This window comes from Streptococcus sp. FSL E2-3494 (assembly GCF_038007085.1).
GTDB classification, from domain to species: domain Bacteria; phylum Bacillota; class Bacilli; order Lactobacillales; family Streptococcaceae; genus Streptococcus; species Streptococcus thermophilus.
Genome location: NZ_JBBOWN010000001.1, coordinates 110,584 through 134,855, shown reverse-complemented (window position 1 = coordinate 134,855; position 24,272 = coordinate 110,584). Strand labels below are relative to the sequence as shown.

Here is a 24,272-nt window from a genome sequence, read left to right as displayed (position 1 = left end):
ATCATGATTAAAGAATAATGCAAAAAGGTTACACTAGGGAACCTTTTTTATATTTATTTTAATGTAAACCCACTGTAAAGATATTACTCCCCAGACTATTATTGGAATCCATACGGCTATAACTAACCATCTCGGTTCTTGGTAACTTAACACCAGTTTATTCTGCCCTTTTTGTGATGAAACTATTGGTGTACCTATTGTTGACAATCTATAATCAGCCTTGTTAAGTTCTTGACCATTTAGTGTCAAGATGGAATCTCTATAGACAACTATTGGTAAGTTTAACTCCTCTCCTTCAGCAGCTTGCCAAGTTAATACAAGATAACCATCTTCGAGCATCTTTTCTGCACTCTGATTCTTAACAACATTTTTATAATAAAGATCGTAAGTATTCTGCTTACCTATTGTCCCATAAATTGGAACATAATCTGGTGTTGGTTTAACAACTAAATTTAAAAATTGTGACAAATCACTGTCATCCATAGTAAGATTTATCGTCTGGTAATCTCCTTCAACGTAAGTATGTTTAACAATGGTAATAAGTTCACCATCTTGTGCCGCAGTTTTTACACGATCGGTAGTATCCATCATATTCTGAATGAGACCAATGCCCGCAAAGGCAAAGAGTAAAACAGCAATACTTTTTCGCCAGTTTACAAATCGCGTGACCGTTAACCCCGTAATTGCTAAAAGTAAAATGGTAGCAGGAACAAAGAATCTAAATGGAAATTGAATCAGTTCAGCAAATGTATTTCCATTTTCTACTAGATACTGCCACGGAAAAAGACCTGTTGATAAGAAAAAGAAGACAAAATAGATAAAATGCAATATTTTTTTCCATTTGGCCAATTTCTTCCAATTCAAAATAGCATAAACAAACTGTAAAACGAGTAACACCATTAAGGAAATTGGAGTATATAGCCAGTATCTTGCTGTTCCATCAATTCCATTCTTACCTATTTCCCTATTTATAAATGGATCTAAAAGATGATTCGTGCCTCTCAAATATAGGAGTATTAACCAGACATTGACAGTCAGCAAGAGGAAAAGAATGACTGCTATAAAGACTTGCAAGAAGGTTTCCTTCTTCTTAGCGACGGATAACGTTACAAAGGTGTAAAGATAGAAAGGAATATACATCATCACTAACATTAAAGCGCTAAGCACATGAACTTGAAAAATCAAGGCCATGGATAAGGTAAGTCTAATTGGTTCTACTTTTTGATAAAAAATGTAGCGAATTGCTGGGATAAAACAAAAAGGTAATAAAGCTGCTCCCCAACTAGAAAACCCCTGACGCATCGTCCAGTACTGGATAGAGAATGTTGTAGCATAGAGTAAACCTAATGACAAGGCAATGGTAGTCTTAACTTTACACTGCTTGAGCAAAGCATACATTGAGGACTCAGCTAATATATGTAGTAGTATCCTCGACACAATCTGATAACGAAACCAAGTGCCACTTATTAAAACAAGTCCTCCTTGTAAATAAGCAAAAAAAGGACCGTAAAGAGCATTGACAATGCGGCCTGACTGTTGGAAGCCATACAAAGATAAAAAGTAAGAAAAGTTACCATTCTTTAATTGCATAGCGGCTTCATAAAACCTATTATAGTGAAAAACGGAATCTGAACCTAAAATGACTTTTTTTGTAAATAATTGTGGCGTAACCAATAACACAGCAAAAGATACAATAATAAGGGGAACCCATAGCTTTTCTTTTGATTTAAAAAATTGTTTCATTGCTAAACCTTTCATTCCCCATTATAACAAAAAGCTCCGTGAAAACGATTACTAATATCCGAAATAAAAAGCTGAAAGATACCTCCCAACTTCTATAAATCTTAGTAATTCCAAGCTGACAATCCTTGTGCGTTATAGGCATTCAAGGCTGATTGAATTTGATCTTCAACTGTTGCAGTTGAACCCCATCCTGGCATTGTTTGGAAGAGACCTGATGCCCCCCTGAACTGCTTGCTACAGTATAATCACCATTTGATTCACGCGCAATAATCGACTCCCAGGTTGACTGTGGGACTCCAGTTACTGCTGCCATCTGTACTGCTGCATAAGAACCGATTTCTCCTGCAGTGTTGCCATTTGAGATAATAACTAAACCATTTCCAGTAGTCGAAGCAGCAACCGAAGAAGCTACTCCATTATTTTGAGTAAACGTAGCGTCAATGCTTGCTGTTGTAGCAGACTCTGATTGAGGTTTTTCTGATGCTCCTACTGTTTCGGTCGTTGTCTCTGATTGAGCTTTACTTTCTTCAACCTTTTCTTTATTCTCTTTGCTTGAGCTAACCTCTGTTGATTTCACCAAATCTGCTGTTGATTCTGACGTTGTTGATGTTGTTGAAGGAGTTGGTATAACTGAATCCGAGAATGCGTTAACCAATCCTTTATTAACTAAAGGAGAGAGTGAAACTGCCAAAATGACACTAAAACTCGTTACAATTGCTACTGGTACCGCCAATGATTTTTTTACTGCTAATTTGATACGACGTCCCTTATAACTTTTTTTTAAACATTAATCTCTCCTAGTTTCTTCTAGTTATATTCATCATAACCTAGTAATATTACTGCCGATTATTCATATTATGCCTAATGTTACAATGATTTATCATTTCAATAAAAAAATACCAAAAATCTGGCATTTTTTCTCTTATTTGTATGAGTTTCTACTTTATTTTCTCACAATTCAATGACAAAATTTTAGTACCAGCCATTGGCGTTCCAGAAAGCAAGAGCTGCTGTCCATGAACCATAACGACTTGCTACATAATTATCTGCTACTTTTTCTTGGTTCGCAGGAGAAAAATCACCATTCAAATATGATGAAGATAATTGATAACGTCCATAATATTGTCCGTTTTGGGCTGTGTAGCTACCACTTGACTCACGTTGAGCGATTTCTTCCTTAGCAGCTGCCTCTGAAGAAGAAAGATTTGTGTCGGTCGTTTGGTTACTTTCACTTTGGGTAGAATCTGTTGATGTTTCTACTAAAGCAGGTGTCTCTGCTGGCTCCTCAGTAGTTTCATTAATCGTTAATTTTTGACCAATATAAATCTTATTAGCATCTTGGATGCCATTTTTTGAGACGATTTCGTCCACTGTCGTACCATTCTTCTTAGCAATAGCTGAAAGGGTATCTCCTTTTTGAACTGTGTAAGTTTCTGCATTAGCTAAAGCTGTTGCTCCAAGTGTTGCCACTGTAACAAGTCCAAAAAGACCTAGTTTTTTAGTGTTAAATGTATTCTTTGTTTGCATGACAATGCTCCTTTATCTATTTATAGTCCAATCCATATTAGTAAAAGTTATTAAATTATTTTATTTATGACCAATAGGTTAATAGTTAATCAACTGGCTTATTCACTATAGGGATTCTTTAATCCAGATTAAGCTGAAGAACTATAACCATGTATCTATAATACCGTGCAAATATAACATCTTCTTGTTAGTGATATTAAAAATATTACAGGTAGATTGAGATTAGACGAAAAAGAACGCCTACGTAGACGTTCTTCAAATACTTCTAGGTCTTAAGACCTAGTTTTTATTCATTTTTACGAATTAACTCTTAAGATAAAAAAGTATTAACCCTAAAGCTAAAATAGCAATAATTGACAAGGTATCTCGACAGTTCCATAAAAGTCGACGATATTTTGTTCGCCCTTCACCACCCTGATAACCTCTGGCTTCCATAGCTATAGCCAGAGCATCTGCTCGTTTAAAGCTAGATGCAAACAAAGGAATTAAGATTGGTATAATTGACCGAACCTTTTGAATAATATTTCCTTCACCAAAATCAACACCACGCGCCTTCTGAGCATTCATAATACGCGTTGTATCGTCCATCAAGGTTGGTACAAAACGTAAACTCAAAGATAACATTAGACCAATTTCATGTGCCGGTACTTTAAAAATAGTCAGCGGTTTTAAAAGTGACTCTACTGCATCAGATAAACTTAACGGCGTAGTTGTTAAAGTAAGTAAGGTGGAAAAACTAATAATGAGTATAAACCTGAGAAATATCATCCAACCTTGATTTAAACCAACTTCCGTAATCTTAAAAAATCCGATGGACCAAAGCACATTCCCTCTTGTATTGAAGAAAACTTGAAACAGGGTAGAGAATAACATAATCCAAATCATTGGTTTAATACCACCCAAAAAGAAACCAAGCTTGATTTTAGACAAGAAAACCAAGAAAAGTGTAAATAGAGTTATCACAGCATAAGTTACAGGATTATTAGCCCAAAAAATGACGATAATATAAATCAGCATTGCTAATAATTTACTTCTAGGATCTAATCGGTGTATAAAAGAATCACTAACAATATAACGCCCAATAATTAACTTATCCATGAACCAACACCTCTACGAATTCCTCTATTGTAATAGGAAGACTTTCAAAGCTATAACCTTTTTCTTGCAGTTGTAGCGCAAACTCTGTGATTTTAGGAACACCTAACTGCTTTTCTTTGAGAAAAGCGACTTTTTGGAAAACATCTTTAGGAGTTCCTGACAATACTAGGCGCCCTTTTTCCATAACATTTACAGCTGTTGCATAATCTGCAACGTCATCCATCAAATGTGTAACCAAGACAATCGTTATTCCAGAAAGGTGTAACTGCTTAAAGAGTGACATTAACTCCTTTCGTCCTTGAGGATCTAGACCAGCAGTCGGTTCATCCAACACTAAAATATCTGGTTGCATAGCTAGAATACCTGCAATAGCAACACGTCGCATCTGCCCTCCCGATAAATCAAAAGGATTCTGATCACGTAACTCATCTGAGAGACCAACTAATCTTAGACTTTCCAGAGCACGCTGTTCGGCCTCCTCCTTAGAAACTCCGAAATTTTGAGGTCCAAAAGCAATATCTTCTAAAACAGTTTCTGCAAATAACTGACTCTCCGGAAATTGAAAAACTAAACCGACCTTTTTACGGATTGGCTTTATTTCCTTATTCTTGGATTGACTATTTATAATAGTGTCATCAACTTTAACCTGACCACTAGTTGGTAAATAAAGTCCATTCAGCAACTGCATAATTGTTGATTTACCACTCCCTGTATGTCCAATAAAGGCTGTATACGAACCATCTTTTATCGTAACTGTCATATCAAAAAGGGCACGCCTCTCAAAAGGAGTACCCGATTGATAGGTATAACTTACATTTTCGAGATATATTCCCATAATTGTTCTACCAATTCCTTTTCTGTCAGATAGCCTTCACAATCTATCAAACCTTGATTTTTAAGTTTCTGAGTTAGTAACGCACTAAAAGGGATATCAAGACCTAAGTCAACCAACTCTGAGCCTCTGCTAAAAAGTTCACGAGGGCTTGAAATGGACTCCACTTTACCTTGTTTTAAAACTAAAACACGGTTGCTCATCGCAACCTCATCGAGATCATGAGTAATTGATAAAACAGTCATTCCATATTGCTGACGAATATCCTCAATAGATTGAATTAATTCCTGGCGACCTTCTGGATCAAGCATACTTGTTGCTTCATCCAAAATCAAAATAGATGGTCTCATGGCAATAATTCCAGCAATAGCCACACGTTGTTTTTGACCTCCAGATAGTCTGGCTGGTTCTCTATCCTTAAAATCCATCATGCCTACAAAAGACAATGCCTCTTGAACTCTAGAAACCATCTCTTTATAGGGAAGTCCCTTATTTTCAAGACCGAAAGCAACATCATCTTCAACAGTAGCTCCAACAAATTGATTATCTGGATTTTGAAAAACCATACCAATTTTATCACGAATATCCCAGACAGTCTCTTCTGTTAATTCCTGACCATCAACAATGATCTGCCCAGAATCTGCCACTAAAAGTCCGCCAATTAGACGTGCTGTCGTGGATTTTCCAGATCCGTTATGGCCTACAATGGATAACCATTCCCCACGTTTCACGTGAAACGATACATTATTCAGGGTATAGGAGGTTTGATCTTGATTATATTTAAATTTTAAATTTTTTATTTCAATCATTGGTTTATCGTACTACTTAAAGGTGTCCTTAAACAAGAAACCTGCACCCTTGAAATAATCATAGCCTGAGTAAATCGTAAAGAATAAAGCTACATACAGCATGATTGTCCCTACAAAATGCACATGACACAATAACAAAATAATAGATAACATCTGAGTCACTGTTTTAATCTTACCAGGCATAGCTGCAGCGAGAACTGTGCCACCGTTTTCGACTAACAAAAGACGAAGTCCTGTAACTGCCAACTCCCGACAGATGATAACTGAAACAACCCAAGCAGGTGCTTGATTAATACCTACTAACATAATAAAAGCTGACATTACCAACATTTTATCCGCTAAAGGATCTGCAAATTTCCCAAAATTAGTAACAACATGCCATTTTCGTGCCAAATAGCCATCTAAATAATCTGTAATGCTAGCAATGGCAAAAACAACTGCTGCCGCAATATGCATCACATTGCTCGACGCAAGTGATGTCATCAATAAAAAGATGGGAATTAAGATAATTCTAGCAAGTGTCAATAAGTTAGGTAAATTTTCTTTTTTAAACATTTCTTCTCGATTCTATTGGATTCTTAATGTTAGGTAGCTAGGTGTATTTTGATCTAGTTGAGATAAATCAAGTGACTCTCCATTTACCTTGAGAGTAACTTTTGAAGGTTGAGCGATAATAATTTGAGTTGTTTTGATTTTATCAGAAAGATCCAAAGAGTATTTTGATTTATTAGTTTTTGAAAGATAATAACTCTCTGAAGTATCTGAGTTATCTACAGAAAACCATGTATCGTTACTATTTTCTGATAACTCCACTTCTAAAACTACTGAAGATTTTACATTGGAGAAATCAACCATTAATTGATTTCCTTGAGTTGTTGTTGTAAAATTGGCCCCCGATACTGTAACCTCAGAAATGCTTCGAGACGACTTAGCTCCACTTGCAATTGATAAGTGATTAGCTGTAGAGATAGTATTGGGCTTAATCACCTGAGGTTGGTTAGAAAGGTGTCTAATAATAATATATCCAACTGAACAGATGATAAGTAATGAAACCGCACTCAGAATTAGTAAAGGGATATAGTTAGACTTTCTTTTTTCTTCACGTTTAAGTTTTGAAAAACGTGACATGGGGACTTTAGTATCTAAAATATCTTCCTTACGTTCAACTTGTTTCTTTTCTTCTTTAACTTTTCGCTCATTCTTTTTCTGCTCTTCGTACAGATGTTTTCCATCTAAATCAACCGAAGTAGCGTACTTTTCAAGTGCTTCTTGCTGAATGTCCTTGGGTAAAGCTTTAAGTTGATCCATTTCCATAGCTAGAAGATACTGCGCTTCAACCCCTGAAACTTTTTCTGCATCATATAAACTTAATTCTTTTTTTATTCGTGCTGCACGTAATTGCTCACCAAGAGAGTATCGCTTCATTTTTCCCCTTTCTAATATTCTTCTTTGTTTTAGTGTTTATATTATAGCAAATATTTACTTATTTAGGGAAGACAACAAAATCGGTAATCACCATATTTGAGAGATAGTGATTAAAAAATTCTTCAAATCCTTATAAGTAATACTCATCAATTCCTGACCAAAATCAAAGTAAGTTTTGCCATCATCTGAGTAAGCTAAATACTGGCTACCTAAATTCTGAATATTGTCTAAACTACGTAAAAATTCACCATACAAAGCTTTCTTTTGTAGATCCAATGCTTCTTCTGTCAACAATCTTTGTTTATCTGCCGATGTCATCACTTGACGAATTAAACTTGACATACGGATGGGTTCTGCAGTGTCCATAGTCATAATAACAAATGAATATCTACTAGATACCTCATATTCAATTGACATAGACTCATCTATTTTTCCTTCAGCATACCAATTTTTATAATAAGGCGATGTCCATCCAAACAATAAATTAAATAACAATTGTACCAATATGCTCTCTCTCATATAATTATCGGAAAAATGGACGTTCTTAAAACCAATGGCTAGTTTTGAAATCGAGATGTCCATTTGAAGACTATCTAACTTTTGGATATTCTCCTCAATGGGTTGCTTTTCTTTTTCAACTGTTTTATGAGATATTGTAAATTCACTTCGCGTTTCCTTTACAAATCTGTAAATTTGTTCAATGTCAAAATTGCCTATTAAGACAAGATGACAGTTCTCCGGTCTATAAAAATAATCAAAATTATTTTTTAAATCCTTTGCAGTAATTTTTTTTAATGCTATCAATACTTCCAGCAATATCTTGACCTAATATAGTATTGGGATACAAGCTTTGTAAACACCCTAAATAAACTCTATAATCAGGATCATCCTGATACATGTTTATTTCTTGTTCAATGATTCTTTTTTCATGGTTGACAGTATCTTCGGAACTTGTAAACTCACTTGTAAACCTCAGCAAAAGCTCCAGTGACTCCTCAAAGTGATCAATTGTTGAAAAATAGTATGTTGTCCTATCCAAGGTGGTAAAAGCATTGACATCAGCTCCTAGCTTTACAAAGTCCAATGTAACATCCCTTCCCTGATCATCCTCAAATAACTTGTGTTCAAGAAAATGAGCAATACCAGCAGGGTATGTCTGCAACTTACCATCAATATAAAAGTGGTTATCTAGTGCCCCAAAATTTGTAGACAGAAAGGCAGCTTTTTCAATGAATCCTTTTTTCTTGATAATAGATAACGACATACCATTATCTAAAGTTGCTAAATAAACTTCTTCAGCAATCTTTGGATAATAACGTTTTTTCAAAGCAGCAGCCATTCTAAGACACTCCTTCTAAAAAGAACAAACTTTGTAGCTTGACTTGACGTGCTATACGGCAAACATCTTTTTTAGTAACCTTCTCGATTTTATCTAACCAATCCTCTAATGAGATATTTTTATCGCCAAAAATAACCTTATTAAAATGTTGTTCTACTAGTGTTAATGCATGATCCTCAGAGAGAAGGGCATTCATCCGTATAATTTTTTTGGTTTGATTAAAAAGGGAACTTGAAAAACGTCCTAATTTAATGTGATTCAACTCTCTGATAATCCCTCGCATAGCTTGATTTCTATTAGATTTTTCAATTCCAGCGTAAATTTCTAGTAAACCTGTAAAGGCATCAAATTGACTACCAATTGAATAAGCTAATCCTTCTTTTTCTCGAATCTTTGTAAATAAAGCTGAGTGAGCAAATTCACCCAACATGCCATTAAATACAATTAAAGCAAAATAATCTTTATCTCCATATTGACAAGGAAATTGATAACCTAACTGTAAAATAGATTGACTAGTCTGTCTAGTCTCTATCTTTTCTTTCACAACTTTAGAATAAGGTTGATTATAACTAAACTGTAAATCAACTTGGCGTCCCTCTAAAGGAAATCTGTGTAAACCTCGGAGTACTTGATAGTCATCAAATTCCCCAACCATAAAGATATCAATTCGATCTTTAGTTAACATGCTTTGAAATTCTTGATAAGCTGTAAACGATGTCTCGGCTTCAACAAGCTCTACTCGCCCATACTTGGGAACTTTCAAAGCCTCGTTTACAAAGTAAAGCTCTCGTCCCTGAACTTCACTATAGTAGTAATTATTCTCTGTATCAACATCCAGGTAGGTCATTAGATTTTGTTTTTCTATGTCAAATACTTTGTTTTGGTATTGCGCTACTATTGACAATGGATTGTAAAGACAATCCTTCAAAAAACCTAAGACTTCCCAAAATAAACTTTTATTCATTGGAATAAAGAAGTCTTTCAGGTATGTCAACTCTATGTCAACACTATGTGTCAACCCTTTTGTTGACACTTTAGTTGATAACTGTGTCCCATAAAGTGAAGCTAATCTCTCTTTGAAAGACTGTACTGTTGGATATGTCTGATTAGCTGTAGCTAACATTTGTGAAACTAGAGCCCGTTTAGCAATTGTTTGTTTATTCAAAGAACCTGTCATTCGAAAAACAATACGGTTAGTTTTATATTTTTGTGTTGGAATGAAGTGTACATATACACCATCAGCAATTTTCATTGATAACCTCTAGAAAGTTTATGCTTTCAATTATACCATTTTTATGCTATCTTATCTCAAGAGAAAGTTGAGGTTCTATGGAATATAAATTATTTGATGAATACATAACACTACAGGCACTTTTAAAAGAATTAAGCATCATTCACAGTGGTGGAGCTATTAAGGGCTTTTTAGCTAACAATGTTGTTTTATTCAACGGTGAGGAGGAAAAACGGCGTGGAAAAAAACTTCGTTATGGAGATGTTATTACCATACCGTCTGAAGAGCTTGAAATTACTATCGTAGTTCCTACACAAAGTGAAATTGAAAAACATAAAAAAGAAGTCGCTGAGAGAGCACGTTTTTATGCTATTGTAAAAAAAATGAATAAAGATAACAAAAAGAAACAAAAAAAACACCAAACAAAAGAAAGTAATAAAACAAAAAGGAAACCTGTCCGTTTCCCAGGAATCTAACCATGTGGCTTGAAAAAATTGATATTCAACACTTTAGAAATTATTCTGAAGCCTCTGTGAGCTTTTCACCACATCTCAATATTTTTCTTGGACGAAATGCCCAAGGAAAAACAAATATTCTTGAAGCTATCTATTTTCTAGCCTTAACACGTAGTCATCGGACCCATTTAGACAAGGAACTAATTCAGTTCCAGCAAAATAGTCTTAAACTAAACGGCATCGTGCGTCGTCATAGTGGAAATCTACCTCTGGAAATCAACTTATCTAATAAGGGACGAGTTACAAAGGTCAACTACCTCAAGCAGGCAAAATTATCTGATTATATAGGTCACATGACGGTGGTACTCTTTGCTCCTGAGGATTTACAACTTGTAAAAGGATCTCCAAGTCTAAGACGTAAATTTATAGATATTGATTTAGGACAGATTAAGCCTGTTTACCTCTCAGACCTATCAAATTACAATCATGTTCTTAAGCAGCGTAATGCCTATCTCAAATCTACTGACAAGGTAGACATTAATTTCCTCTCAGTTTTAGATGAACAGCTTGCCGATTTTGGAGCACGAGTTATTAAACATAGACTAGAATTTATCAAGCAATTAGAAGAGGAAGCTGATGGACATCATAGTATTCTCTCAAATCAGATTGAGCGTCTTAAAATTTCCTATGAATCTAACATCCCAATACAAAATAGCAAAGATATTCGAGAAGCATTTTTAACTACATTAAACCAGAATCACAAAAGAGATATCTTCAAAAAGAATACCGGTGTTGGTCCACATAGGGATGATTTAAGATTTTACATTAATGACATGAACGCATCTTTCGGTAGTCAAGGGCAGCAACGTAGCCTTATTCTTTCATTAAAAATGGCTGAGATTGCTCTGATTAAAAAAGTGACAGAGGAATTTCCTATTCTTCTCCTTGACGATGTCATGAGTGAACTTGACAATCACCGTCAACTTAAATTGCTAGAAAATATTGATGAAGAGGTCCAAACTTTCATGACGACAACCTCACTCGATCATCTTAGCAACCTACCACCCAATTTAAAGACCTTCTTAGTTAAGAATGGTACTATTTATGAAAAGCAAGTCGATTAATGAACTGCTTTTTTTGTTGACAACTGTGACAATAAATATTGGATATCTTGTAAACAACTTTCTCCTAAATCCTATATTAATAACTCTATTGTCGTGAATGTATTGTAAACTTAATGTAAATATTGATGCACAAAAGTACTTGCCTCTTGGCAAGTACTTCTGTGTCTTTTAATGAGCTGAATAGTTAGGCGCCTCGTTTGTAATTTGAACATCATGAGGGTGACTTTCTATAAGCCCTGCACCTGACATTTCAACAAACTGAGCTTTGTCATGTAAAGCTTGGATATCTTCTGCTCCTGTATAACCCATACCTGCGCGGATGCCTCCAATCAATTGGAATACGATATCAGCAGCAGAACCTTTATAAGCTACACGGCCTTCAATTCCTTCTGGAACTAGTTTATTAGCTTCGTTCACAGCGCCTTGGAAGTAACGATCACTTGATCCTTTCTTCATAGCTGCAATTGATCCCATACCACGGTAAGACTTGTATTTACGACCTTGGAAAATCTCAGTTTCACCTGGTGCTTCATCAGTACCGGCAAACATAGAACCAAGCATTACAGCGTTACCACCCGCTGCAAGTGCTTTTACAATATCACCTGAGTATTTGATACCACCATCAGCAATGATTGTTTTTCCGTATTCACGCGCAACACTAGCAGCATCGTAAATAGCAGTCACTTGAGGTACCCCCACACCCGCAACCACACGTGTTGTACAAATAGAACCTGGTCCGATACCTACTTTAACGACATCAACACCTGCTTCATAAAGCGAACGCGCACCTTCAGCCGTTGCAATATTTCCTGCAATCAAAGTACGGTCTGGGAAGTGAGCACGAATTTCAGAAATTTTGCGAAGAACACCTGCTGAGTGACCATGTGCTGTATCAATAACAATAGCGTCTGCACCTGCCTCAAAGAGAGCTTCTGCACGTTCAAAAGTATCAGAGGTAACCCCAACAGCACCTGCTACCAATAGACGACCAAATTCATCCTTAGCTGCATTAGGAAACTCAATAACTTTTTCGATATCCTTAATAGTAATGAGTCCTGACAAACGACCTTCTTCATCAACTAAAGGCAACTTTTCAATGCGGTGCTCATGAAGAATGCTTTCAGCAGTTTCAAGATCTGTTCCAACTGGAGCAGTGACCAATTGCTCAGAAGTCATATGTTCTGAAATTGGTGTCTCGTAATTAGAGATAAAGCGCATATCACGGTTTGTGATAATACCAACCAATTTACGATTTTCAAGTGTCTCAACGATTGGAACACCTGAGATACGATAGCGTTCCATCAATTCTTCAGCTTCAGAAACTTTATGTTCTGGTGTTAAGAAGAATGGATCAATGATTACACCATTTTCAGAGCGTTTTACTTTGCGAACTTCTTCAGCTTGTTCCGCAATAGACATGTTTTTGTGAATAACACCCAAGCCACCTGCACGAGCAATTGAGATAGCCATCTTACTATCTGTTACTGTATCCATGGCTGCAGTGATGATTGGAATATTTAATGTCAAATTTTTAGCCAATTTCGTCTTCAAGTTGACGTTGTTTGGTAGAACATGACTTTCCGCAGGAATAAGCAGTACGTCATCAAAAGTGTAACCTTTTTTCAAGAATTTAGTGTCCCAATTTGACATTATAATCGTCCTCTTTTCTCAAAGTTTTGAGGTACAAAAACCCCTGTCTATTTTTTAATTGATAATATCATATCATGCTAAATAGATTTGTCAACAGGTTTCGCATAGGATTATAAGAAAAACTTTTTCCAAACAAAAATAGGGGTCCAGATAATCTGGACCCCTATTTTTATTTCTTAGAAATATTTAATTCCCATCGCTTCTTTTACTTCTACTAATGTTTGTCCAGCAACCTCGCGCGCAGCTTGACTACCATTTTCAAGCATACGGAACACTTCTCCCATATCCTTGGCATACTCTAAACGACGTTCACGAATTGGAGTCAACTCACGTTCTAAAATTTCTAGAAGATAACGTTTTGTTTTCACATCTCCCAAACCACCGCGCTGATAATGTTCCTTCATTTCAGCAATTGTAACAGCATCTTCTTCGCGACCAAAGATATCAAGATAATGGAAAACCATATTACCTTCGATTTGGCCTGGATCTTCCACACGAATATGATTTGGATCAGTATACATGCTCATAACTTTTTTACGAACAGTATCCTCATCATCTGAAAGGAAGATTCCATTACCCAAGGATTTAGACATCTTAGCATTACCATCTAGACCTGGGAGGCGTCCTGCAGCCTCATTTTCAGGGTAGATTCCCTCTGGTTCAACCAAAATATCGCAGTTGTAAGTATGATTAAAACTACGTACAATTTCACGTGTCTGCTCAATCATTGGCTTTTGGTCATTCCCCACAGGAACATAATTAGCTCTAAATGCCGTGATATCAGCTGCCTGAGAAATTGGATAAACTAGAAATCCTGTTGGAATAGATTCTCCGAAGCCTTTTTGAGCAATTTCCGTCTTAACTGTTGGATTACGCTCTAAACGAGCCAATGAAACTAGGTTCAGGTAATACATAGTCAACTCAGCTAACTCAGGAATCTGACTTTGAATAAAAATAGTCGACTTCGCTGGATCTAAACCTACAGAAAGATAATCTAAAGCAACATTCCCAATCGATTCTTTTATAATTTCTGATTCTTTAGCGTGATCAGTAAGGGCTTGCTGGTCAGCTAAAAATACAAACATCTTGTATTTATCTTCGTTTTGTAACAGTACACGATTCTTTAGACTACCTACATAGTGTCCAAGATGTAGTTTTCCTGTTGGACGGTCTCCCGTCAAAATAATAGGTTTCGCCATATAATTACCTCTCTAATATAAAAATCCCCACGCAAAAATATGCGTGAGGGCGTTAATCACTTTTGATACGCGGTACCACCTCAGTTGATAACTCTTTGTAAAGCTATCATCTCAAAACTTCTCAACAAAGAAGTTGCACGATAAGGGGTGCCAAACCTAACGTTTATGTGTTCACGTTACTCGTCAATTTTCCTCAGCCCATTCATTCCACCTTCATTCTGGTTTACACCTACCACCAGCTCTCTAAAAAAGAAAGGAAGAATTACTCTTCTGATGACTATTATTCTACATTGTTTTATCCATTTTTGTCAAGGTTATATTTCTAGTTTCACGTGAAACATAACCTTCTAAACAATCAAAATAGTCATTACTTGACGGATACTAAAAAAGACTTGATAATAGGAATATCATATTTAGGAGATAATATATGAAACGTCGAATAATAGACATACTTTTAGTTACAATCGGTTCTTTTATATCTGCAGTTGGTTATAACTCACTTTTAGTTAAAAATAATATTGCTTCAGGTGGTGTCGGAGGGCTAGCCATTAGTTTAAATGCTCTTTTCGGTTGGAATAATGCTAACTTTGTCTTAGCGACAACTATCCCTTTGTTAATTTTATGTTGGTGCTTCCTTGGCCGCGAAGTTCTCCTAAAAACTTTATATGGATCTCTAGTTTTCCCGACTTTTATTAAATTAACCGAAGGTTTACCTACGCTTACCAAACAACCTTTGTTAGCATCAATTTTTGGTGGAATTATACTAGGATTAGGTCTAGGAATAGTCTTTTATGGGAATTCCTCAACTGGGGGAACAGGGATTATCACACAAATTCTTAATAAATACACACCTCTACCTCTAGGAGTGGTCCTACTCATAGTTGATGGAATCATTGTCGCCATTAGTGCCATAGCCTTTTCTCCTGATACTGTTATGTACTCCATTTTATCTCTTTATGTCGTATCCCTTACAATTGACAAAATGATGGTAGGACTCAATTCATCACGGAATCTCCTAATCATTTCACAAAAGAGTGATCAAATCCTAAACTACATCACTAATGGTGCTGATCGCGGTGCAACAAAAATTCCAGTTCTTGGTGGACATACTGGACATTCTCAAAATATGATTATGACCACCTTGTCAACTCATGAGGTCCCAAAAGTCCAAGAAGAAATCCAAAAAATAGACGAAACTGCCTTCATTGTCATTATCCCTGCTTCTACAGTTATGGGACGTGGATTTAGCCTTCAAAAAGATTACAAGAGTGTTCCAAATGACTTTATTAATCCCTTATAAAATCAATTGAAATAAAGTCTAATTTCTCGTAAAATAGTATTTAAGAATAAAAATAAAGGATATTATATGCTTACTGTATCAGATGTATCGCTTCGTTTTAGCGATCGTAAACTTTTTGATGATGTTAACATTGCCTTCAAACCTGGTAATACTTATGGGCTTATCGGTGCTAATGGTGCTGGTAAATCTACTTTTTTGAAAATTTTAGCAGGTGATATTGAACCCACAACAGGACATATCTCACTTGGTCCTGATGAGCGTCTTTCTGTTCTTCGTCAGAACCACTTTGACTATGAAGATGAACGCGTCATTGATGTGGTTATCATGGGAAATGAACGTCTCTACGATATTATGAAAGAAAAAGACGCCATCTACATGAAGGAAGATTTTTCAGATGAGGATGGTGTTCGTGCTGCTGAATTAGAAGGTCTGTTTGCTGAATTAGGTGGTTGGGAAGCTGAAAGCGAGGCCTCACAATTACTCCAGAATCTAAATATTTCAGAAGACCTTCACTATCAAAATATGAGCGAATTAGCTAATGGTGATAAGGTGAAAGTCCTTCTTGCAAAAGCGCTCTTTGGTAAACCTGATGTGCTTCTTCTTGACGAACCTACCAACGGTCTTGATATCCAGTCAATCTCTTGGCTTGAAGATTTCTTGATTGATTTTGAAAATACTGTAATTGTCGTATCCCATGACCGTCACTTCTTGAACAAGGTTTGTACGCATATGGCCGACCTTGACTTTGGTAAAATCAAACTCTATGTTGGTAACTACGACTTTTGGAAACAATCTTCAGAATTGGCTGCACGCTTGCAGGCCGACCGTAATGCCAAAGCAGAAGAAAAAATTAAAGAACTTCAAGAGTTCGTTGCACGTTTCTCTGCCAACGCTTCAAAATCTAAACAAGCGACTTCTCGTAAGAAAATGCTTGATAAAATTGAGCTAGAGGAAATCGTTCCATCAAGCCGTAAATATCCGTTTATCAAATTCAAAGCAGAACGTGAAATCGGTAACGATCTTCTAACAGTTGAAAATCTCACTGTTAAGATGGATGGTGAAACCATTCTTGATAACATTAGTTTCATCCTACGTCCAGGAGATAAGACAGCTATTATCGGTCAAAACGATATTCAAACCACTGCTTTAATTCGTGCCCTAGCTGATGATATCGACTATGAAGGTACAATCAAATGGGGGGTTACAACTAGCCGTTCTTACCTCCCAAAAGACAATTCTAAAGACTTTGCATCTGGTGAATCAATCCTTGAATGGCTTCGTCAGTTCGCTGAAAAAGGGGAAGACGATGATACCTTCTTGCGTGGATTCCTTGGTCGTATGCTCTTCTCAGGAGATGAAGTCAATAAGTCTGTTAGTGTCCTCTCAGGGGGAGAAAAAGTCCGTGTCATGCTTTCTAAACTCATGCTTCTGAAATCTAACGTTCTCCTTCTAGATGATCCAACTAATCACTTGGATTTGGAGTCAATCTCAAGTCTGAATGATGGCATCCGTGACTTCAAAGAGTCTGTTATCTTTGCCAGCCATGACCACGAATTTATCCAAACGATAGCGAACCACATCGTAGTTATTTCTAAAAATGGTGTTATTGACCGTATCGATGAAACTTATGATGAATTCCTTGAAAATGAAGAAGTTCAAGCTAAAGTCAAAGCACTGTGGGCTGATTAAACTATAAAAAGATGCAGGTTGGGATATCCCAACCTGTCTTATTATCATTATGACAAATAAAAAATACTATACGACCTTATTATTCTATCTGGCTGCTTTTTTCTTGCCAGTACTAATCATGATAGGTGTATTATACAGCCAAAAAATCTATCCTGGTAGTGAGAGAACTATTTTAACAAGTGATGGTTTTCATCAGTATGTGATATTTGCAACCGAACTGAGAAATATACTTCATGGAGATGGGAGCCTCTTTTACACCTTTACAAGTGGATTGGGGCTTAATTTCTATGCCCTAACAAGTTATTACTTAGGTTCCTTCTTGTCTCCACTCTACTATTTCTTTACCGTCAGCCAAATGGCCGATGCTTTTTATTACATAACACTGCTTAAGTTCGGACTTACTGGTCTGTCAGGAGCCTTCAGTTTTAAGCATCTCTTTACCAAAGTCTCAAGAAGTTTCATCTTATGTCTTTCTACAGGATTTTCTTTGATGAGCTTTGCTACCAGTCAGTTAGAAATTAATACTTGGCTAGATGTCTTTATTTTAGCACCTTTAATCATATTAGGGTTACACCTTTTACTAAGATTCAATAAACGCGGGCTATATTTTTTGAGTCTGACCTGTCTTTTTATCCAAAACTACTATTTTGGATATATGATGTCTATCTTTTTAACCCTTTACACTATTATACAACTAATAACTATCACGGGATGGAAGAGTAAAATCCTTCATTTTATAGACTTTGGAATCGTCTCTATACTAGCTGGTCTAAGCAGCACTATCATGCTACTCCCAACATTACTTGATTTAACTACACATGGTGAGAAGTTTACAGCTCCATCAAGTTTGTTGACAGAATCCACATACTATTTTGATTTCTTTGCCAAAAATCTGGTCGGAGTTTACGATACTACTAAATTTGGATCAATCCCTATGATTTATGTGGGACTCTTGCCTTTGATTCTTTTTCTACTTTTCTTCATTAGTAAGGAAATCAAGCTATCACTACGTTTAGGCTACTTCTTGTTATTAGCTTTCTTTATTGCTAGTTTCAACTTACAACCTCTTGATTTGTTTTGGCAAGGTATGCATGCACCTAACATGTTTCTCCATCGCTATTCTTGGCTTCTTTCTCTCTTAATTGTTCTTTTGGCAGGAGAAACTCTCAACCGAATTGAAAAGTTTTCTCTACAAAGGCTGCTCCTACCTTTCGTAGGATTGAGTGTCGCTTACTTACTAACTTGGATTTTTCAGTCTCACTATAGTTTCATTGAACCAGTTTCCTGGCTATTAAGCCTAGCATTTCTATTAGCCTATGCCATTCTATTTATTAGCTATTTTAGACAGCAGATTCCTAGGAGTGTTTTTCGCTGTTTCACCTTCTTATTCTGCATTTTTGAGCTTGGACTAAATACTTACTATGTTGTTGGAGCTCTTGGAAATGAGTGGATTTTTCCAACTCGTGAAGGATACCTACGGAATATGTCGGCAATTTCAAAATTGGTTTCAGATACGAAGCAGACTAATAAGAATTTTTACCGTACGGAGAGGCTTGAGGCTCAAACTGGTAACGACAGTATGAAATTCAATTATAATGGTATTTCTCAATTTTCATCCATTCGAAATACTGCTTCAAGCTCAACACTAGACAGGTTGGGGTTCAAATCTGAAGGGACTAATTTAAACCTACGTTACCAAAATAATACACTTATTGCTGATAGTCTCTTCGGAATAAAATATAATTTATCGAACTTTGACCTGAATAAGTATGGTTTTAATTACATAGCTTCTGAAAAGACAGTAAGACTTTATCAAAATGATTATGCTAGCCAGCTCGCTATCTTAACTAATGGGATTTACACTAATGTTGACTTTACTGTCAATACACTTGACAATCAAACTAGCTTAATAAATGCTCTAGCTGGACTTAACTTAACATACTTTAGAAGAGTTCCATCCCAACTTTCTGATAATGATGCTAAATCTTTGAATCAGCGCGTGGCTAAAAATGTTAGCAACTCGAATAACGATTTTGCTACTATCACTTATCAAGTCATTGCTCCGCCACATAGTCAACTCTACGTTAGTATTCCTAACATTTCTTGGTCCGATGACAATAATCACTCTTTGTCAATTACTGTAAATGGGGTGACAAGGAATCAAGTTACTGACAATACTTTTGATTTCTTCGATCTTGGCTACTTTGAAACAGAAGAAGCAATTACCATCAATCTTAATTTTCCCGGAAATAAAGCAATATCCTTTGATAATCCTAGTTTTTATGCCCTTGATACTCAAAACTACAAGATTGCTATGGATACTATTAATGAACGTGATACCAAGGTTACTACATCAAAAAATAAAGTATTTACTGATTATAGTAGCCACACAAATGCTTCATTATTTTTCACCATTCCATACGACAAGGGGTGGACAGCAACAGTAAATAATAGAAAAGTTAAAATTCATCGAGCTCAAAAGGGGTTCATGAAGGTTGATGTCCCTAGTGGTAAAGGAAAAGTTGTGCTTACCTTTATTCCCTATGGCCTTAAGATTGGCTTGATTATTAGTTGCTTGGCATTTGGAATATTTTGTTGCTATGCTTACTTCATCGGTAAAATAAAAATTACTCAAAAAGCTACTCGCCCTAAATAAAAACCTAAAAGGTCTAGAACGAATGTTCTAGACCTTTTAGGTTTAGGGTACAAAAAAACTCAAGCTATACAACTTGAGGTGTCTTATCACTCCGCCAGTAGGACTCGAACCTACGACATCATGATTAACAGTCATGCGCTACTACCAACTGAGCTATGGCGGATAAAACTGCTAAGTAGCAAAAATAGTCCGTACGGGATTCGAACCCGTGTTACCGCCGTGAAAAGGCGGTGTCTTAACCCCTTGACCAACGGACCAAGTTTTGAGATTTTTATCTCGCTAATACTCTTATTATTATATCAGAATATTCGATTTTGTCTATACTTTTTTTCAAAAAAATAAAATTAAATTTTGCTGAATTTGTTCGAATTTTACGTTAGTTTTTATCTAGCTTTTTACAAAGTATTGACATGTTGCTATATATTTTGTAAACTAATAGAGTTATTGGTCCCATAGCTCAGCTGGATAGAGCATTCGCCTTCTAAGCGAACGGTCGCAGGTTCGAATCCTGCTGGGATCAGATGAAAAAACGCAATCTAGAATCTCTAGTTGCGTTTTTCTTTTGCTTCGATAAATAGAAAATAATTTAAAATAAACAAAGGGAGCAAAGTTGTGTATAGACTGTACTCATGTAAATATTGGGCAAACCAAGTTGATGCTGCGACTCCCACCATAAAGGTAAAGATGATAATAATAGTGTAAGAAGCTTGTTTTAGTACTTTAGGATCACTCTCATCAATAGCTCTTGCAACTGTTAGGGAAGTATTAGTGATATTACCAGTCATCATGAAGGAGGCATAATTTACTCCTCTGACCCGCTTAAAAATACCTACTTGGAGAGAGGCAAAGAATGCCAAGCCTGCAATAGTAATAATGGAATCAACATAAGGTGTGATAGTTGCAAGAATAGTCATCAATAGTAAGGCAAGCCTAATTGCTTGTAAATGCCATCTCCATTTATGGTTGATAAGCCACTTCTTAACAAAAAAAAACAAAAAACTGACCTAAAATAAAGAAAAAAATAGGTATTGCATAGCTAAAAGCTCTTGCAATATTCCCTTCAACAAGGTGAATGACTAAATAGAGAAGATTCCCTGTCTGAATACTTGCGAATCGTTCGTCTTGAGTATTGTAAGTATAGGCATCAATAAATCCCCCTATATAACTAACTAAAGTTGCTACTCGTAAACCTTCAAAAACACGATAGGAGCGTTTTTTCATTTTGAACATGTCGATTTCCTTTTTCTACTTATGATATGGACTTCCTTGCTGAATCATGAATGCACGATAAATTTGTTCCACTAATACAAGGCGCATAAGCTGATGAGGAAAAGTCAAAAGACCAAAACTCATCAATTGATTAGCCCTCTTTTTCACTTTAGGGGATAGCCCCAAACTCCCCCCTATAATAAAAGTAATATCTGAATAGCCTCTAAGGGTCGCTTGCTCTAACTCTTTGGCAAACTGTTCTGAGGGAAATTGCTTTCCCTCAATTGCTAAGGCAATGACGTAATCACGGTCACCAACCTTAGCCAAAATACGCTGTCCTTCTTTGTCTAGGGTAGCTTTATTTTCAGCTTCGCTTGCATTATCAGGCGTCTTCTCATCCGTCAACTCTATAGACTCAAATTTTGTGAAGCGTCCTAGTCGTTTGATATACTCTGCAATGCCATCTTTCAAATATTTTTCTTTCAATTTTCCAACAGTAATCAATTTAACTTTCATAGGTTCATTATAGCACATATCCACAATCTTTTAACACCTTATCCACAGCTTTTCATATTTATTAACCCCTATTTATTCCATCTATAATAGCCTATCATCTACAATTTTTTTACTTATCCACAGACTGTTGATAACTGTTTTTTAAATCACTTTATGATATAATTAAGCTTACCTTGATATGTTTATCAAGAAGGAGGACTAAACATGAAAAAATTTAACTGGAAAAAAATAGTCGCGCCAATTGCAATGCTAGTTATTGGCTTACTAGGTGGTTTACTTGGTGCCTTTATCCTACTAACAGCAGCCGGGGTATCTTTTACCAATACAACAGATACTGGAGTAAAAATGGCTAAGACCGTCTACACCAATATAACAGATACAACTAAGGCTGTTAAGAAAGTACAAAATGCCGTTGTTTCTGTCATCAATTATCAAGAAGGTTCATCTTCAGATTCTCTAAATGACCTTTATGGCCGTATCTTTGGCGGAGGGGACAGTTCTGATTCTAGCCAAGAAAATTCAAAAGATTCAGATGGTCTGCAGGTCGCTGGTGAAGGTTCTGGAGTCATCTATAAAAAAGATGGCAAAGAAGCCTACATCGTAACCAATAACCACGTTGTCGATGGGGCTAAAAAACTTGAAATCATGCTTTCGGATGGTTCGAAAATTACTGGTGAACTTGTTGGTAAAGACACTTACTCTGACCTAGCAGTTGTCAAAGTATCTTCAGATAAAATAACAACTGTTGCAGAATTTGCAGACTCAAACTCCCTTACTGTTGGTGAAAAAGCAATTGCTATCGGTAGCCCACTTGGTACCGAATACGCCAACTCAGTAACAGAAGGAATCGTTTCTAGCCTTAGCCGTACTATAACGATGCAAAACGATAATGGTGAAACTGTATCAACAAACGCTATCCAAACAGATGCAGCCATTAACCCTGGTAACTCTGGTGGTGCCCTAGTCAATATTGAAGGACAAGTTATCGGTATTAACTCAAGTAAAATTTCATCAACGTCTGCAATCGCTGGTAGTGCTGTTGAAGGTATGGGGTTTGCCATTCCATCAAACGATGTTGTTGAAATCATCAATCAATTAGAAAAAGATGGTAAAGTTACACGACCAGCACTAGGGATCTCAATAGCAGATCTTAATAGCCTTTCTAGCAGCGCAACTTCTAAATTAGATTTACCAGATGAGGTCAAATCCGGTGTTGTTGTCGGTAGTGTTCAGAAAGGTATGCCAGCTGACGGTAAACTTCAAGAATATGATGTTATCACTGAGATTGATGGTAAGAAGATTAGCTCAAAAACTGATATTCAAACCAATCTTTACAGCCATAGTATCGGAGATACTATCAAGGTAACCTTCTATCGTGGTAAAGATAAGAAAACTGTAGATCTTAAATTAACAAAATCTACAGAAGACATATCTGATTAATTATTGACAAATCTGTCAAAAGACCTTTACAATAATGTAAAGGTCTTTTTTGGGAAAGGAATACCATGTCAGAACAACTCAAAACTTTATCTATTAGTGAAATTTACCCCAATCCTTTTCAACCTCGTCTAAAATTCTCCGATGAAGAGTTAGTAGAACTAAGTCAATCAATATCAGAAAATGGTTTAATACAGCCAATTATTGTACGAAAATCTGACATTATTGGTTATGAACTAATTGCTGGAGAAAGACGTTTACGAGCCTGTAAACGTTTAGGGATGACAGAAATCCCTGCAGTTGTAAAGGAAGTTACAGATCAAGAGAGTCGTAAACAAGCTATTATTGAAAATCTACAACGATCAAATCTCAATCCTATTGAAGAAGCAAAGGCCTATCGTAATTTAATTGATGAGTTAACTTATAGTCACGAGGAGCTCGCTAAAGCTATGGGAAAATCTAGACCATATATTAGTAACGTTCTTAGACTACTACAACTTCCGCGAGAGATACAAACGAGTATTGAAAACGGAAGTCTGAGTCAGGGACATGCTAGAGCACTCTTAGCTATTGAGGATTCTCAAAAGCAGTTAACCATCTTTCAGCAGGTTGTGGCTGAAAGATGGTCTGTTCGTACTCTAGAAAAAAAACTTCAGGAACTTCCTAGAAAACAAAAATCTAAAAAAGATACCCATGTAAAAGATAAAGAAAAAGAACTTGAAAGATCACTAGGTCTCCCTATAACTCTACGTTATCACAAAAATCACTCAGGAACGATTCAAATACACTTTTCGACAGAAGAAGATTTTAACAGAATTATCAACAAGCTTATCTAAGCTGTTAATTGTAGAAAAAGGAAAATCAGACTTATCCACATCGTAAAAATAGTGTCTACCCTTTATTTTAAAGGGTTCCTTTATTATCAACAGGCTGTGGATAACTTTTATCCACAGTGTGAATAACCTTTTTTATGGTTGTGGATAACCTCAAAATTTTTCTCTTTCTGACCTGTGGAAAACTTTTTCATTTTATG

The 24,272-nt window shown here is 36.2% G+C and carries 18 protein-coding genes, 3 tRNA genes, 3 pseudogenes and 1 other annotated feature; of the genes and pseudogenes, 8 read left to right on the top strand and 16 right to left on the bottom strand.

The genetic code is table 11. From position 1 onward, the window contains the following. Positions 1–33 precede the first annotated feature (33 nt). The 10 genes and pseudogenes from NST05_RS00705 to yfmF form a co-directional block, all read right to left on the bottom strand. Positions 34–1,743 (bottom strand): hypothetical protein, encoded by a 1,710-nt coding sequence (locus NST05_RS00705; protein ID WP_084829239.1) that lies wholly within the window; start codon positions 1,741–1,743, stop codon positions 34–36. 101 nt (positions 1,744–1,844) lie between these two features. After that, a pseudogene (locus NST05_RS00700) lies at positions 1,845–2,476 on the bottom strand (hypothetical protein). Positions 2,477–2,715: 239 nt separating this feature from the next. Continuing rightward, positions 2,716–3,270, bottom strand: coding sequence for a LysM peptidoglycan-binding domain-containing protein (locus NST05_RS00695; protein ID WP_100262447.1), 555 nt, complete (start codon positions 3,268–3,270; stop codon positions 2,716–2,718). Positions 3,271–3,573: 303 nt separating this feature from the next. Beyond that, entirely contained in the window at positions 3,574–4,368 is a 795-nt protein-coding gene (locus NST05_RS00690) for an energy-coupling factor transporter transmembrane component T family protein (RefSeq protein WP_340742861.1), read from the bottom strand. Further along, positions 4,361–5,203: an energy-coupling factor ABC transporter ATP-binding protein gene (locus tag NST05_RS00685; RefSeq protein WP_084829185.1), complete on the bottom strand. Its 843-nt coding sequence runs from the start codon at positions 5,201–5,203 to the stop codon at positions 4,361–4,363. Before NST05_RS00685 ends, NST05_RS00690 begins: the two co-directional genes overlap by 8 nt. Continuing rightward, positions 5,179–6,009, bottom strand: a complete 831-nt coding sequence (locus NST05_RS00680; protein WP_084829186.1) for an energy-coupling factor ABC transporter ATP-binding protein — start codon at positions 6,007–6,009, stop codon at positions 5,179–5,181. The genes NST05_RS00685 and NST05_RS00680 overlap by 25 nt, the downstream gene beginning before the upstream one ends. A gap of 12 nt (positions 6,010–6,021) precedes the next feature. Then, the gene (gene pgsA, locus NST05_RS00675; protein ID WP_084826205.1) at positions 6,022–6,564 is read right to left on the bottom strand and encodes a CDP-diacylglycerol--glycerol-3-phosphate 3-phosphatidyltransferase; all 543 of its coding nucleotides are present in this window, start codon (positions 6,562–6,564) and stop codon (positions 6,022–6,024) included. Positions 6,565–6,576: 12 nt separating this feature from the next. Further along, the gene (locus NST05_RS00670; protein WP_084829187.1) at positions 6,577–7,434 is read right to left on the bottom strand and encodes a helix-turn-helix domain-containing protein; all 858 of its coding nucleotides are present in this window, start codon (positions 7,432–7,434) and stop codon (positions 6,577–6,579) included. Between the two features lie 58 nt (positions 7,435–7,492). Next, positions 7,493–8,773: pseudogene (gene yfmH, locus NST05_RS00665) on the bottom strand (EF-P 5-aminopentanol modification-associated protein YfmH). A 1-nt stretch (position 8,774) separates the two neighbouring features. Then, positions 8,775–10,025, bottom strand: coding sequence for an EF-P 5-aminopentanol modification-associated protein YfmF (yfmF, locus tag NST05_RS00660; RefSeq protein WP_084829188.1), 1,251 nt, complete (start codon positions 10,023–10,025; stop codon positions 8,775–8,777). Positions 10,026–10,102: 77 nt separating this feature from the next. Between yfmF and yaaA the strand changes: the two genes are divergently transcribed. Next, positions 10,103–10,480, top strand: a complete 378-nt coding sequence (yaaA, locus tag NST05_RS00655; protein ID WP_084829189.1) for a S4 domain-containing protein YaaA — start codon at positions 10,103–10,105, stop codon at positions 10,478–10,480. Positions 10,481–10,482: 2 nt separating this feature from the next. Further along, positions 10,483–11,583: a DNA replication/repair protein RecF gene (gene recF / locus NST05_RS00650; protein WP_084829190.1), complete on the top strand. Its 1,101-nt coding sequence runs from the start codon at positions 10,483–10,485 to the stop codon at positions 11,581–11,583. Between the two features lie 168 nt (positions 11,584–11,751). Here recF and guaB read toward each other — a convergent pair whose 3' ends face one another. Together guaB and trpS are read right to left on the bottom strand one after the other, a co-directional pair. Further along, positions 11,752–13,233, bottom strand: a complete 1,482-nt coding sequence (gene guaB, locus NST05_RS00645) for an IMP dehydrogenase (RefSeq protein ID WP_084829191.1) — start codon at positions 13,231–13,233, stop codon at positions 11,752–11,754. A 176-nt stretch (positions 13,234–13,409) separates the two neighbouring features. Beyond that, positions 13,410–14,432, bottom strand: coding sequence for a tryptophan--tRNA ligase (trpS, locus tag NST05_RS00640; RefSeq protein WP_084829192.1), 1,023 nt, complete (start codon positions 14,430–14,432; stop codon positions 13,410–13,412). A gap of 42 nt (positions 14,433–14,474) precedes the next feature. Beyond that, positions 14,475–14,716: a binding site (T-box leader), on the bottom strand. Positions 14,717–14,859: 143 nt separating this feature from the next. Between trpS and NST05_RS00635 the strand changes: the two genes are divergently transcribed. The 3 genes from NST05_RS00635 (at position 14,860) to NST05_RS00625 (ending at position 20,077) form a co-directional block, all read left to right on the top strand. After that, positions 14,860–15,732: a YitT family protein gene (locus NST05_RS00635; RefSeq protein ID WP_064355694.1), complete on the top strand. Its 873-nt coding sequence runs from the start codon at positions 14,860–14,862 to the stop codon at positions 15,730–15,732. A gap of 66 nt (positions 15,733–15,798) precedes the next feature. Further along, complete coding sequence (locus NST05_RS00630; protein ID WP_011226709.1) at positions 15,799–17,421, top strand: ABC-F family ATP-binding cassette domain-containing protein; 1,623 nt, start codon at positions 15,799–15,801, stop codon at positions 17,419–17,421. Between the two features lie 49 nt (positions 17,422–17,470). Then, the gene (locus NST05_RS00625) at positions 17,471–20,077 is read left to right on the top strand and encodes a YfhO family protein (protein ID WP_084829193.1); all 2,607 of its coding nucleotides are present in this window, start codon (positions 17,471–17,473) and stop codon (positions 20,075–20,077) included. Between the two features lie 89 nt (positions 20,078–20,166). On the opposite strand, the gene NST05_RS00620 is transcribed toward NST05_RS00625, so the two are convergent. Further along, positions 20,167–20,240 (bottom strand) — tRNA-Asn (locus tag NST05_RS00620). A gap of 22 nt (positions 20,241–20,262) precedes the next feature. Then, a tRNA-Glu gene (locus tag NST05_RS00615) sits at positions 20,263–20,334 on the bottom strand. A 189-nt stretch (positions 20,335–20,523) separates the two neighbouring features. Between NST05_RS00615 and NST05_RS00610 the strand changes: the two genes are divergently transcribed. Next, positions 20,524–20,597, top strand: a tRNA-Arg gene (locus NST05_RS00610). Positions 20,598–20,622: 25 nt separating this feature from the next. On the opposite strand, the pseudogene NST05_RS00605 reads toward NST05_RS00610, so the two are convergent. After that, positions 20,623–21,307: pseudogene (locus tag NST05_RS00605) on the bottom strand (YoaK family protein). Positions 21,308–21,322: 15 nt separating this feature from the next. After that, a complete protein-coding gene (gene rlmH / locus NST05_RS00600) occupies positions 21,323–21,802 on the bottom strand; it encodes a 23S rRNA (pseudouridine(1915)-N(3))-methyltransferase RlmH (RefSeq protein ID WP_084829195.1) in 480 nt (159 codons plus the stop codon). Between the two features lie 204 nt (positions 21,803–22,006). Here rlmH and NST05_RS00595 point away from each other — a divergent pair, with 204 nt between their 5' ends. Together NST05_RS00595 and NST05_RS00590 are read left to right on the top strand one after the other, a co-directional pair. Next, entirely contained in the window at positions 22,007–23,242 is a 1,236-nt protein-coding gene (locus tag NST05_RS00595) for a S1C family serine protease (RefSeq protein WP_340742860.1), read from the top strand. A 65-nt stretch (positions 23,243–23,307) separates the two neighbouring features. Continuing rightward, positions 23,308–24,075, top strand: a complete 768-nt coding sequence (locus tag NST05_RS00590; RefSeq protein ID WP_011681768.1) for a ParB/RepB/Spo0J family partition protein — start codon at positions 23,308–23,310, stop codon at positions 24,073–24,075. Positions 24,076–24,272 lie beyond the last annotated feature (197 nt).

Excerpts from the sequence above, each read along its gene's own strand:
- NST05_RS00705 (WP_084829239.1), bottom strand. The coding sequence starts at position 1,743 with ATGAAACAATTTTTTAAATCAAAAGAAAAGCTATGGGTTCCCCTTATT.
- NST05_RS00695 (WP_100262447.1), bottom strand. The coding sequence starts at position 3,270 with ATGCAAACAAAGAATACATTTAACACTAAAAAACTAGGTCTTTTTGGA.
- NST05_RS00690 (WP_340742861.1), bottom strand. The coding sequence starts at position 4,368 with ATGGATAAGTTAATTATTGGGCGTTATATTGTTAGTGATTCTTTTATA.
- NST05_RS00685 (WP_084829185.1), bottom strand. The coding sequence starts at position 5,203 with ATGGGAATATATCTCGAAAATGTAAGTTATACCTATCAATCGGGTACT.
- NST05_RS00680 (WP_084829186.1), bottom strand. The coding sequence starts at position 6,009 with ATGATTGAAATAAAAAATTTAAAATTTAAATATAATCAAGATCAAACC.
- pgsA (WP_084826205.1), bottom strand. The coding sequence starts at position 6,564 with ATGTTTAAAAAAGAAAATTTACCTAACTTATTGACACTTGCTAGAATT.
- NST05_RS00670 (WP_084829187.1), bottom strand. The coding sequence starts at position 7,434 with ATGAAGCGATACTCTCTTGGTGAGCAATTACGTGCAGCACGAATAAAA.
- yfmF (WP_084829188.1), bottom strand. The coding sequence starts at position 10,025 with ATGAAAATTGCTGATGGTGTATATGTACACTTCATTCCAACACAAAAA.
- yaaA (WP_084829189.1), top strand. The coding sequence starts at position 10,103 with ATGGAATATAAATTATTTGATGAATACATAACACTACAGGCACTTTTA.
- recF (WP_084829190.1), top strand. The coding sequence starts at position 10,483 with ATGTGGCTTGAAAAAATTGATATTCAACACTTTAGAAATTATTCTGAA.
- guaB (WP_084829191.1), bottom strand. The coding sequence starts at position 13,233 with ATGTCAAATTGGGACACTAAATTCTTGAAAAAAGGTTACACTTTTGAT.
- trpS (WP_084829192.1), bottom strand. The coding sequence starts at position 14,432 with ATGGCGAAACCTATTATTTTGACGGGAGACCGTCCAACAGGAAAACTA.
- NST05_RS00635 (WP_064355694.1), top strand. The coding sequence starts at position 14,860 with ATGAAACGTCGAATAATAGACATACTTTTAGTTACAATCGGTTCTTTT.
- NST05_RS00630 (WP_011226709.1), top strand. The coding sequence starts at position 15,799 with ATGCTTACTGTATCAGATGTATCGCTTCGTTTTAGCGATCGTAAACTT.
- NST05_RS00625 (WP_084829193.1), top strand. The coding sequence starts at position 17,471 with ATGACAAATAAAAAATACTATACGACCTTATTATTCTATCTGGCTGCT.
- rlmH (WP_084829195.1), bottom strand. The coding sequence starts at position 21,802 with ATGAAAGTTAAATTGATTACTGTTGGAAAATTGAAAGAAAAATATTTG.
- NST05_RS00595 (WP_340742860.1), top strand. The coding sequence starts at position 22,007 with ATGAAAAAATTTAACTGGAAAAAAATAGTCGCGCCAATTGCAATGCTA.
- NST05_RS00590 (WP_011681768.1), top strand. The coding sequence starts at position 23,308 with ATGTCAGAACAACTCAAAACTTTATCTATTAGTGAAATTTACCCCAAT.